Source organism: Vagococcus sp. WN80Y, assembly GCF_059621045.1.
The window spans coordinates 1-12312 of the sequence record NZ_JCAQHY010000166.1; the positions used below are offsets into that span (position 1 = coordinate 1).

Here is a 12312-nt window from a genome sequence, read left to right on the forward strand (position 1 = left end):
AATAAATCCTCAAGATTCTGTCGCTTAACTTTTTATTTTCCTTTGTTCGATTCGAGTCAGTTCGGGTTAATCTTTCATAATAACTTGAACGGGGAAGTTCAAGTAGCTGGCAGGCTCTAGAAATAGTCATATTTCTTGATAAATGATGAACCGTATCAAGCAATGTTTTATCATCTATTTTTTTGCGAATATGGTTAAGACCTTTTTTAGGATGTCATTGTCCTCCTTAAGTTGAGCTATTTCTTTTTTCAATTTAAGAAACTCGGCTTCCGTAACGCCAGAGGCGTCATTTGGTGTATAAAACTTAATCCATTTGTAAATGGTTTGTGACGCCATTCCATATTCACTTGCCAATTGTTCTACCGAGCTGCCTGCGTGATAGAGGTCAACAATCGTTTGTTTGAACTCTTCAGTAAATCGTTGTTTTGCCATTTGAGACACGTCCTTTTCTTCTTAGGTATAATTCTACCAAAACGTGTCCATGATTTCATCCTAGCATCAGTAAACTTAGCATGAAAATAGTGATTAAATGATAATATGGCAACTAAGTTAGTGACAAGTTCGAATGAGAATAAGTAAAATACCAGTGTTGTGGTAGATAAGAGTATTATCTAGAGTAAACAGATATGACCTAAGTGTGTTTGTTAGCTAAGGAATACCTGGCACAAGACATAGTCTAATTTAGAGTGCTTCTTTGGTAGGGGGAATCATAACCATTATGTTTGAAATATGTGCTTAATTAGGCAGGAAATGAAATAAGCTAATTGAATTCATGCCAGAAGTAATTAATATATGATATGAAACGATTGACTTTTAAATTCAATAAAAAAGTTTAAAGTCGTGATGAACAAAAAAAGTTTCATTTGTATTTAAAATTGCAAGAAAAAACTATTCACTGAGATAGTTTGTTCGATAATGATTTAAATTGAAAAAATTAATATAGTAATACCCTATTGACCTATAGATAAAAAGGAGCGTATAATGACAACTGTTACTATTTAGCAGCTAATGTGTTAAGTTGTTTGTTTGTTATTTATATTTTGAACTAAAAGAAGTAATACCCTATTTTTTTTTGAAGTAATGATGTCTTTAGGGCTATAAAGGCTAGTAAATAAACGTTTACATACATTGTAGCTAAAATGATCATTATACTCAGTAGTTGCTTTAATAGAAAAAAGATGTTATTATAGGTTCGAAAAACAAATATTAATGAAAAAGCTAGTTCAAATGTAGGGAATAGAAGTTGTAGAAGATAATTTCAAGTATTGTTCAAAATTGATCTGTTATTGAATTTATTTTCGTTAAATAACATATTTTGTTCATTAAGTTATTTATAACGAACGGGTCTTTTGAATTTGAAAGAAAAAATTATCACTATAATCTACTTTGAAAATAGAAAGGAGAAGAACTAACATAAAATGAAAATGAAACGTCTAATTCTTAGTGGAACATTAATTGGTTGTTTGGCAGTGGGAACAAGTATACTTTATATTAAACCAACTAGTAAACTAAAAGCAGATGACTCACTTATCAACCAGTTATCATCGCCTTTAGATCCAAATTTACGTTTGGGGCAAGAGAGTCGTGTAATAAGTGAAGAAAAATATATTCCAGCTACAGTAGAAGAAATAGCAGTTAGAAACGCTGCGGCAAATCAGCGCTCAAGTTTTAATCCGGAAGAAAAAGTTGTAGAAGTTATAGATTGGTCTGGTTTTCTTACAGCGTACAATGATTCTACCGTAACTAAAATTAAATTGAAGAACGATATAACTGCTGGAGCGGATGTTGCTGCAAGAAAAACAAGCATCGAAATTGATGGGAGTAAGTTCTCAAATTCAGCAGATATTCCAGCTGATGCAACTGATGCTGAAAAGTACTATAAACTTGATTTAGTAAATAGAAATTTAGGATTTGCAAAAATAACTGATGGAACGACGCCTCTTTTTCATGTACATGATATTATCATGAGAAATAATGGGACAGTTGCGGGTGAAAATCAACCTTCTTCCTTGATTGATGCAAGAACCTTCTCAGAAACAGGAAGTTCCAGAAATTCTGCATCTTGGTACTTTCGCTTTGGAAATGTAATTATCCCTTATGAATCTGTTACATCTGGGACTAAGAGGTTGGCAAGGGCGTCACTTGCTCAAATTACTTTTTATGGTGTTAACAACTTGAACACTAGAGGTGAGAATTTGTATGCAGGTGATGTTGTTATGGAAGATGGAACCAAGTATGAAGGATATATTTCAGAAGAAAACTATTCTTTATTCTGGTATAAAACGCCAAAAGAAGCAGGAGAGACTGGTGAAGCTGCACGCTTTGAAGTTGGCAATCATTCGTTGGTGAACTTGCGTCAAAATCCGGACAGACCAGGAAGTACTTATCCAGCGGTCTTTAGGTCTTATAAAGCCATCACGATCGGTGAAAATACAGTGTTCAATGCTTCGATGAATGGTACAACTGTCTCTTTTCTTGGAGATGGTCAAAGCTTTACAGCTAAAATTGGTTCCCGAGTAAACATAACTAGTAGTAAAGATTATGCCGCAGTTGCTACTACTGGTGGTCCTACTGATGGAAATACTCCCACACCAAATAACAACGCGACCAATGCCAAGTTTACTGTGGAAGAAGGCGCTGAGCTATATATGATTGGAAAAGCTACAAATCAGCTTATTAACTTTGGTGGCACAAGCAGTGGTAATACCTTCTTGTTGGACAAGCCAAAATATTATGATATTCGTAATATTCAAGTTGATACAGCCAATACCCGTTATAATCGTGCTATCTTTGGTAATTCAAACAACGAATTCATCATTAGAGGGACAGATATTGATTTATGGAAAAAAGCATCTGAACCATTAGGTCCATCTGACTTTACTTATAATCAGGTGTTGGATTTCAAGACAAATGCCAATTCGACATACAATAATAACAACAATTTAGTAGTGACGTCTTCAGAACAAACGTTAGCAGATGCTTATAAAGCCAACTTTGCTGGGTTTAGACGAATTAGTGGGATGAACCAAAAACCAACACCAATTTGGCAAAAGGAAATCACAGATGCTGATAAAACATTAAATAAAGCTATACAAGTAAAAATTGGGGATGTACCTGATAATAATGGATTACAACCAGATGGCTCTATCAATTATTTACCTGTCTACGCTTCTGCGGGTCAGGTACAGTTGAAAATCACTAACGATCATGATTCGAAAGTGATTGATGCAACAACAGATGCACAGGGCTATGTTAGTTTTGTCTTACCAGATTTCTATCCAGCGGGAACCAAATTTTATGTAGAGGCCCAGCGAGGGGCTTATATAAGTGAGCCAATAGAGCCCCTAGTAGTTATCGATGTTACACCTCCTGAACCAGCAGTTGTGACAGCGCCAGTTAGCCCCGTCTCGACAAAAATGACAGGGACAGGATTGGCAGGTGCTCATGTCACGGTTACGGTAAACGGTACAGAAAGAGCTGATATGGCAACGACTGTTGATGCCCAAGGAAATTGGGAAGTTCCGATTCCAGCAGGATTATTAAAACAGGATGATGTTTTACAAATCTTCCTTCGAGATAATGCTGGATTAGCAACAGGAGTAGTTAACCCACCTGTGACTAATAATGCGGTTGGTAATATTAATCCTGCCGCTGATATGACCTACCGTGAAGCCACCTTTAAAGCTGCAACAAAAGTAATTGTTAAAGGGATTTTGGAACTTAAAACCGCGCCAGATGAAGTTAACTTTGGAACTGCTAATGTGTTAAAGGCTAAAGACATGATCGGTGTGGATAAAACGAAAATGGCAACAGGGCTAGTGGTAAGTGATACTCGAGGTGATCGTACTGCTTGGACGATTACGGCTCAGATAGAAGAAGAGATGACGAGTCAAACACAATTGGATGTTCTTGATGGCGCATTAAAATATGTTTATTCAGGTACAACTTATGATTTGACTGCGACACCAAAAGTTATTTATAACCATGCAGCGAATGATCCGTCTTTGGCTTATACGATAACTGATTCTTGGGGAGCATCAACGACTCAGGATGGATTGAAGTTCCAATATACAGGAAATAAAATCCCTGTAGCAAATGAAGAATACCGAGGGAAAGTAAAATGGACCCTTCGAGATACCATTGAGTAGTTAGGAGGCAACTATGAAAAAAATAAAACACGCTATCGTAACTATTCTGCTTATGGTCTCGTTAATAACACTGACGCCAACAGCTGTTTTGGCTGCTGATGCTAATGGCGGTGCGATTAGTAATGACGCAGGGATTGGGTTCTACGATGATACGACGACATCATCATCAACCCCAGCTCCGAAACCGAAGCCAACTCCGAAGCCTGGTATTCTTCCACAAACGGGGGAAAAGGCGACTAATTCGGTTGGATTTGGAGGCATGCTTTTGTTAGTTAGTTGGGCCTGTCTTCTGATAGCGAGTAAGAGAAGAGAGGGAGCTGGAGAGTGATGAAGAAATTAACAACATTAGGCCTTAGCACCTGTCTATCTCTACTAGTATTGAGTTTCCCGAGTTCATTAACGAGTGCAAATGAACAGTTAACAAATGAAGGGTCAGTGGATTTTGAAGCAGTGGATACTACAACACCGCCGATTGACCCGGAGAATCCAGATGAAAACATCGATATTGAGGGGCCGATATTAGCAACAAAAGGTCCTTTAAGGTTCGACTACATCCCTGTGCTCTCCTTTGGTAATCAGAAAATATCTGATAAGGATCAAGAGTATCACGCTGATCCGATTGGGTTAGTTGGCAGTGACGAAGTACGAGCAAACTATCTACAAGTAACAGACAACAGAGGTAATAATGCTGGTTGGCGTGTGACGGTTAAGCAAGAAACGAATTTTCAATCAACTAAGGATAAGAGTCATGTTCTAAAAGGTGCTTATTTATCTTTTGATAATCAATGGGTGAATTCAACTAACCTTGAGTTAGGTGCCCCAACAATCTCAAAAGAAACCATTAAAATTAGCGAAATTGGCTCGAGTGTTCCAGTTGCTAACGCAGAAAAAGGTAAAGGGGCTGGCACTTGGACGATCAGTTTTGGTTCAGCGCATGAAAGTCCCTTAATGAAACGAACGTTAGTTGACCGAGCTGCAACAGAAAAGGACTTAGGTGATTTTTCAGTCAATAAGTCTAAATTAAAGAATTCTAGTATCCGCCTGTTTGTTCCAGGGAATGCTGAAAAGCGACAAGAGAACTATCAATCGATTTTAACTTGGACGATCTCTGAGTTATAATATAATATTTACATAAAATAGGAGGAATTTGTTTATGAAAGCAAATAAAGTATTGTCAGCATTATTAGTATCAGGAATTGTATTATCAGCAGGGGCTTCTACAAGTTTAGCGGCGGATACACTAACAGGTAAAGGTAGTGTGACATTTGAAAAGAGTCAGACTGTAACACCAACTGACCCAGAAACAGACAAAGAAGTTGAAGTGGATCCAGATGAAATTACTACTGGAAAAGCAGATGCAGATCTAAACATTGATTTAATTTCTAACTTCCGTTTTGGAACTATTTCAAATTATAAAGTGTCACCAACTAACCAAGTTTTGTACGCTGATCCGGTGAATCTTAAACAAGTAGACCCAGCTACTCCTGGTGTGACTACTCCAGTTACTCGTGGTAACTATGTTCAAGTAACTGACCAACGCCCTGGAGGTGCCTTAGGTTGGACATTGACTGCTCAACAAGAAACTGAATTCAAAACCGCTGGTGGCGCAACTTTACCGGGTGCTTATATTTCATTGGCGACTCAAAACATCGAATCTACTTTCTCTGGCACAGAGGCAACTGCGGCTAAACCTGTTGTAGATTTAATAGTTGGTCAAGCTGTACCCGTTACTAGTGCAGCTGCTGGAAAAGGTTTAGGAACTTCGAAAATCGAGTTTGGTAGATCTGATAAAGATGTAGTTGGAGCTCCATCAGGAACAAAGGAAATGGATCGTGGAGTGTCATTAACAATTTTACCAGGTACAGGGGTTGAAGCAGCAGAATATACAGCAAATGTTATTTGGACAATTGCTAAACTATAATAATTTATGTATGTAAACGAAAGAGGCTAGGATAGTTCTAGCCTCTTTCGTTTAGTAAGTAGTAAGCGATAGGAGTAGATAGCAACTCTTGTTGTAGAATAAGTTTGTAACACGGAGGAAATACCATGAAAGTCAAGCATCAATCAGTATTAATCGCTAGTTTACTAGTGATAATAATCAGTTTATTTTTTTGTGCATCAGTGATTCAAGCAGATGAAAAAGAAGAGATGGAAAAAAGTGCCGGCTATAATTATGAAATCAAATTTCCAGAAAATCAAATTCGAGCAAGCGGTGCCCTTTACCTACTAATGAAACCGGGGCAGGTTCAAGATATTCCTGTCGAATTTACGAACACGGGAACAGCAGATGTGACAGTAGATTTATCACTGAACACTGCTCGGACAAATCCAAGTGGCGTGATTGAATATGGGCCAAACAATTTCTTGCCAGATGATTCTTTAGCCTATGAACTAACGGATCTTATAACGGTACCGGAAACAGTCACGATTGCACCTGGAAAAAAGGAAATTGTTAATCTGAATATCCAAATGCCAGAGGTTGGCTTTAAGGGGGTCGTCTTAGGTGGGCTTCAGATGAGAAAACATGAGGACTCAAAGAAAAAAGAAAAAACAGCGGCCAATCAAATGGTGGTTAATAAAATTGCTTATTTATTTGGTATTACCTTGACGATGGAAGATGAGGAAGTCAAACCAAATCTAGAGTTGAAAAAAGTATACCCAGGGATACAAAACTACACGAGTGTCTTCTTTCTAGATGTGGCAAATGTGACACCAACAAAAATCTCGAAACTAACAAGTGAAGTTGAAATCGTCCATAAGAAAAATAAAACGTACACCTATAGTTCACGCAAGAATAATCTAGAGATGGCACCAAATAGTGTCATGAGCTATAATGTCCCTCTAAATGGTGAGCCGATGATTGCAGGTGATTACACTGCGACGGTCAAGATTTACAATGATAAGGATAAGTGGGAATGGACCGAAGAGTTTACAGTAAGTGATAAAGAGGCTGATAAATTTAATAAAGAGGATGTCAGCTTGATTCAGAAGAAACGTTTAGATTGGAAGTTAGTAGCGCTTGCTATTGGTGGTGGTGTCTTGGTGATTGTTTTGATTTATGTTGGGATCAGAGCTATTACTAAAAATAAAGCGGCTAAAAAGAAGAACAGAAAGAAGAGTTCTAAAAAGTAAAGGGTTTGATAAAAAATGGAGCTATTAGATTGGCTGATACTTGGTGGGATGATTGCAGCAGGAATCGCAGTAAGCTTGATTCTTTTGCAATTGATTCGTTCGATTCTATTAACGAACAGAATAAAAAAAATGACTGTTAAAATTGCTCGAATGAAGAGCAGGCGATCGAAGAAAAAGGAACAGCGAGCGATAAAAGAAGTTAAATTGCAGCGGACTAGTGCTATTAGAATCACTTTTTTATTATTAGTGGTGGGAATGATCGCAGGTGGCGTGTCAGGTTACTCTTATTATTATCAACAAACTAATCTGAGTTCAACGGATATGGATAATTTAACTGAAGGAACGCTATATGTGTCTAACACCAAAAGTATCTTAACATCGATCAATGGTGAGGGCGAAAGTAGTAAGAAAGAAGCGAATATAAGAGAATTAGCGGGTCATATGTCTAGTATGTCCTTACAACATGCCGATGCCAGAGCGCCTCAAGACGTCCAATTTTTACTTAACCGCTACTACAAACAAGTGGGGCAACTAGGAGTTAATATGGCAAATGAAACGGTTGAACACTTGCAAAATGATGAGGAGCTAGTCACGAGTTACTTGGCTAGTATCAAAAAATTAGAAGATTTGGCAGATCAAATCTATAAGTTTTATGGCATAACGAAAAAGTAAGGTTAGTTAAGGGATTTAAGGAGTCGAAATAGCTGATGGAGATGAAATCTCACAGAAAAAAACGCAGGAAAAAGAATAGATACTCTTCTTCGACCTCTGTAAAAAGTGGAAAGAGAAAAAAGAGACGCTTAAAAGAACGTTCGCGAAAAAGAATCAGGATGAGCGCTTTGAGCTATTTAAAGCTGTTGTTGGTCTCATTTATTGTGGCATCGATTGTTTTAATAAGTTCTTTTTTTATGATGTATCGTGTGATTAAGATCAGCGATCAATCGATGACTCCGACGATTACCCAAAACAGTCGGTTACTGGTGAATAAACTAGAAGGAAAGCGTCGAAATGAGCTAGTGGTTATTAATAATTCAGGTAAAAAGCGTGACTATATTGTGACACGTATTGTTGGACTTCCTGGTGATACAATCTCGTACAAAGATGGCGCGTTAATTGTTAATGGTGTGGAACGACTTCAGACAGCAGTTTCGAGTGATAATCAAATAGGTACCGAAGATTTTGTAGTAGCAGAGACGATTCCAGTAGGTAGTTATTATGTATTGGGAGATAATCGCAAGTTTGCTACAGATAGCCGTTATCTTGGGCTAATATCTGAGTCTGATATTATTGGGAGAGTAACATTGGCACTTTCTCCTTGGAAGGTTTATTATACGATTTAATTAAGGTGAGTAGATACATGAAGAAAAAATATTGGATGATAGTGTTAATATTAAGCTGTTTTATTGGGATAATACCAAGCGTCAAGGCAGAGAAAGTGAACAAGGGCTTAGGTTTTACCTATCGCAATCAACTACCTGACAATCAATTGAACGAGGGCGGCTTTTTCGATTTATTAGTTAAGCCTGGTGAGAAACAAACATTACATACGACCTTGACAAATGAAACGGCGAAAAAGATGACCATAGCTGTTAAGTTAGGAAATGCAGGGTCAGCGCCATCTGGTGTGATAGATTACAGTCCAGATGTTAAATTGGCGAAAGATGGAATTGCTTTTCGAGATATCGCTAAGGCACCAAGTAAAGTGGTGCTAGAGCCTAATGAAAGCAAAGATCTCTTAATTGAATTAACGTTGCCTAAAAAAGAATTCTCAGGAATTGTTTTAGGTGGAGTTGAGTTATCTAGCACGAACAAAACAGATGATAAGAAAAAAACGTCGGGTGTTGATAATGAATATAGTTACTTATATTCTGTGTCAGTGAGAATGTCAAAGGAGATGCCAGCCGCGAAGCTAGTAGCGAAAAAAAGTAGTTTTTTAGTTGATACCCATGAACTGGTGACGCCAATTGTTAATGAAAGTCAAGCTATTGTAAAAGAGTTAAAGCTTGAAAGTACCTTAACGATGAAGGGCAGTGAAAAGGTTTTGGCAACAGAATCACTGACTAACTATAAAATGGCGCCCGTTAGTGAATTGGCGTTGAGTCAAGATTTCGGCAAGTTACAAGATGGAGACTATGTCTTAAACTTGAAAGCGACTACTGATAAAGAGAGTTGGGAATGGCAAAATGAATTCAAGGTTGATAACTCTAAAAAGGCCTCAAAAGTATCTAATAAGAAAAAGAAAGAGTCTGAGCAACCAAAGCAGCTGGTATTTTCAGGGTTAATAGCTGGAATTATTTTGTTAACGATTGTCATCTTTGTGACAGTGTTACTAGTGAAAGAACTGAGAAGAAGGCGCCAAAGATAATGCGTAATAGATTCTTTCCAAGGTGTTTTCGGTCGTTTTGGAAAGAATCTATTATCAACTCATCGAGGGATTGGCACAACCATTAAGCGGTGATTTGTCATCGGTAAGAGTGAGACAGGTTTATCATAAAATGAATTTAAGGTTTCTGTATTCAGCAGGTCGGTTGTTTTTCCCTGTCGATAAATTTGTCCGTTTTTTAGTAACATCAATTGGTTAAAGCAGGGCAGTAGCTCTTCGGTATAGTGAGTTACAAATAATAAAGTGGGAGCGCTAGGCAGCGTTGAAATTAAGCTGATTTGTTCAAGTAGATGTTCTCGAGCAAATAGATCAAGGCCGGTGCAAGGCTCATCTAAAATCAAAAGCTGTGGTTTTGCCATCAGAGCGCGAACGATTAAGGTGATTTGACGCTGTCCCTGAGATAGCACATCAAAGCGTTTGCCAATTAAGTGAGCCCCTCCAAAACTGGTAAGGAGTTCTTTTGCTTCTTGATAGTCTTGTTGGTTGACAGCTTGATGGAGCCCAATTGTAGCAAATTTACCACTAAGAACGATATCTTCTACTAAAAAATGACCTTTCATTTGGTAACTAAGAGCAGAGCTAACCCACCCGATTTGCTTGCGCAGCTCTGGAATTGATGTTTGACCAAAGTGTTGACCAAGGACGGTTAGTTGACCGCTACTAGGCCATAGGTAACCTGTAATTAATTGTAATAAGGTGGTTTTCCCAGATCCATTTAACCCAAGAATTGCCCAGTTTTCTTTTGATGAGACGTGCCAATTGATGTTAGACAAGATGGGAGTGTTTTTTTCTCTGATAAATGAGACATGTTGAAAATGAATCAATCTAATGACCTCCATTTGTGAATAGTTGTTAGGTAAAGTTTATCAGTTAATGAGGAACGAGTAAATGTAAAATAGTGTTTATTTTTTTTAGAAAATCTATATATGAAGGAAGGAAAAAGAAAAATGAAGGTCGGATATACTACTAATGAAACATCTTTTAATAATTTAGATGAGGTTTGCCAAAAAGTAATTATACATCGAGCAGGAGACAGTAATGCTAAATTATTTTATGAATTTGTTGTTAATCACCATGAGGATGAGTTAATAATGTACTCTTTGAAGGATGCAAATATTCAATTGATTCAAATGTTACCAGCTTTAAAGGTTTTAAAAGAACAAAAAAAAGCAATTTATTTTTTGAAACAAGACGTTTTAGGAGAATTGAACAATGAAGAAGCACTGACTCTTCTTTATAGACTTGCTAGTTTAGAAGAGAGTATTATGCGAAAACGAACACTTGAAGGCATTGAAATAGCCAAGCAAAAGGGAATTTTTTCTGGTCGTCCGCAAATTGATACTCATGTGATCGAGCAAATTCAAACTCTTTATTTAACTAAAAAGAATACGATTAGAGAGATAGCTCAAATATGTGGAGTATCGATAGGAACAGCACACAAATATTCACAAAAAGTTAATTTAAACCGTTCGTAAAAATTATTTATGAACTTGATGAACAATAAAAATGTGAATTGTTATTGCTGAAATATTTAAGAAAAAAGATAAAAAAGTAAAAATAATTAAAAAAGTAGTAGGCAAAAGATAAAAAAGATGTTAAGATATTCTCAGGCAGTATTTTTAGTCAATTCGACGGTTCATTAAACGTTTAATTATGAAAAGACTGTTCTTAACATTGCAATCAAAGTCTTTATAACCAGCTTATATAATTAGATTGATTATTTTTGTCATTTTATCAACTGTTCATTTAATGATTGTTTTCGAATTAACGTCGTGTTAATATAAAGAGGTAGGCGTGGATTCAACTAGATAAAGTAACTATAGAAATAATCGAAATGGTGAGTAAGGTGGAAGATATGGGAGAAGAAGTTCAAAACAGGAGAAGAACCAGCAAGTCCAAAAAAAGAAGTTCTTCTGACTTAGAAAAGCATAGTTCAAAAAGTGTTAAAAAAAGAACAAGAGATGATAGTTCAGGAAAGAAGCGAAGAAAAGAATCTTCATCAGCTAATAGTAATCGTAAAAATTCGGCTGACAGTTCAAAAAGGGTGAAAAACGAACAGAAAAGAATGTCAGTTAGTGACAAACTATTATCTAATTTAGGAAATATTTTCTTCTACGGGTTATTATTGATAGTCTTTTTAGGCGCTGTTTTCTTCAATTTTAGTGATAGTCCAGATAAATCATTTTTTGGTTATCGATTTATGACGGTACTGAGTGATTCCATGAAAAAGGTAGAAGGTGTCAAATTTGAGGATGGTTTTTCAAGAGGAGCTATCATTTTTTTAGAGAAAGTACCTGATTTAAAGGATCTAAAAAAAGATGACATTATCACATTTTATCCTTCAAGAGATAATCAAGATGCTTACCTAACGCATAGGGTTTTTGAGGTCGATAAGGAAAAGATGGAGGATAAGGATGAGCCGTTTATCACAACAAAGGGAGATGCCAATACAGGGAAAGATATTCCAATCACTGGAGACCAGGTAGTAGGGCGTGTCGTCTATTCAATTTCAAATGTAGGAACAATTTTAGATTTCATTCGCGGCAATATTGTAATGGTTATTATATTTGTATCTATGTTAGTTGTCACTATTATGACAATCAAGTACTATGTAAGACTTTAAGGTAATGTCTACCAGCATCTAACCAT

12 protein-coding genes are annotated in these 12312 nt (G+C 36.8%); 10 read left to right on the forward strand and 2 right to left on the reverse strand.

The features are described 5' to 3' along the window. Positions 1 to 174: 174 nt before the first annotated feature. Positions 175 to 432: a transposase gene (locus AC5KOD_RS15920; RefSeq protein ID WP_496915563.1), complete on the reverse strand. Its 258-nt coding sequence runs from the start codon at positions 430 to 432 to the stop codon at positions 175 to 177. A 986-nt stretch (positions 433 to 1418) separates the two neighbouring features. On the opposite strand from AC5KOD_RS15920, the gene AC5KOD_RS15925 reads away from it, so the two are divergent. The 8 genes from AC5KOD_RS15925 (at position 1419) to AC5KOD_RS15960 (ending at position 9645) form a co-directional block, all read left to right on the forward strand. Beyond that, the gene (locus AC5KOD_RS15925; RefSeq protein WP_496915564.1) at positions 1419 to 4148 is read left to right on the forward strand and encodes a pectate lyase-like adhesive domain-containing protein; all 2730 of its coding nucleotides are present in this window, start codon (positions 1419 to 1421) and stop codon (positions 4146 to 4148) included. 13 nt (positions 4149 to 4161) lie between these two features. Continuing rightward, complete coding sequence (locus tag AC5KOD_RS15930) at positions 4162 to 4476, forward strand: EF2685/EF0750 family sortase-dependent surface protein (RefSeq protein WP_496915565.1); 315 nt, start codon at positions 4162 to 4164, stop codon at positions 4474 to 4476. Beyond that, complete coding sequence (locus tag AC5KOD_RS15935; protein ID WP_496915566.1) at positions 4476 to 5267, forward strand: WxL domain-containing protein; 792 nt, start codon at positions 4476 to 4478, stop codon at positions 5265 to 5267. Before AC5KOD_RS15930 ends, AC5KOD_RS15935 begins: the two co-directional genes overlap by 1 nt. Positions 5268 to 5301: 34 nt before the next feature. Further along, positions 5302 to 6069, forward strand: coding sequence for a WxL domain-containing protein (locus tag AC5KOD_RS15940; protein WP_496915567.1), 768 nt, complete (start codon positions 5302 to 5304; stop codon positions 6067 to 6069). A gap of 125 nt (positions 6070 to 6194) precedes the next feature. Then, positions 6195 to 7280: a WxLIP family cell surface protein gene (locus AC5KOD_RS15945; protein WP_496915568.1), complete on the forward strand. Its 1086-nt coding sequence runs from the start codon at positions 6195 to 6197 to the stop codon at positions 7278 to 7280. A gap of 15 nt (positions 7281 to 7295) precedes the next feature. Then, positions 7296 to 7952, forward strand: a complete 657-nt coding sequence (locus tag AC5KOD_RS15950; RefSeq protein WP_496915569.1) for a hypothetical protein — start codon at positions 7296 to 7298, stop codon at positions 7950 to 7952. Positions 7953 to 8119: 167 nt separating this feature from the next. Further along, the gene (lepB, locus tag AC5KOD_RS15955) at positions 8120 to 8620 is read left to right on the forward strand and encodes a signal peptidase I (RefSeq protein ID WP_496915570.1); all 501 of its coding nucleotides are present in this window, start codon (positions 8120 to 8122) and stop codon (positions 8618 to 8620) included. A gap of 17 nt (positions 8621 to 8637) precedes the next feature. After that, positions 8638 to 9645, forward strand: coding sequence for a DUF916 domain-containing protein (locus tag AC5KOD_RS15960; RefSeq protein ID WP_496915571.1), 1008 nt, complete (start codon positions 8638 to 8640; stop codon positions 9643 to 9645). Between the two features lie 59 nt (positions 9646 to 9704). Here AC5KOD_RS15960 and AC5KOD_RS15965 read toward each other — a convergent pair whose 3' ends face one another. Continuing rightward, positions 9705 to 10493: an ABC transporter ATP-binding protein gene (locus AC5KOD_RS15965; protein WP_496915640.1), complete on the reverse strand. Its 789-nt coding sequence runs from the start codon at positions 10491 to 10493 to the stop codon at positions 9705 to 9707. Between the two features lie 96 nt (positions 10494 to 10589). Between AC5KOD_RS15965 and AC5KOD_RS15970 the strand changes: the two genes are divergently transcribed. Together AC5KOD_RS15970 and AC5KOD_RS15975 are read left to right on the forward strand one after the other, a co-directional pair. Next, the gene (locus tag AC5KOD_RS15970; RefSeq protein ID WP_496915572.1) at positions 10590 to 11138 is read left to right on the forward strand and encodes a hypothetical protein; all 549 of its coding nucleotides are present in this window, start codon (positions 10590 to 10592) and stop codon (positions 11136 to 11138) included. A 380-nt stretch (positions 11139 to 11518) separates the two neighbouring features. Next, complete coding sequence (locus AC5KOD_RS15975) at positions 11519 to 12286, forward strand: signal peptidase I (protein WP_496915573.1); 768 nt, start codon at positions 11519 to 11521, stop codon at positions 12284 to 12286. Positions 12287 to 12312 lie beyond the last annotated feature (26 nt).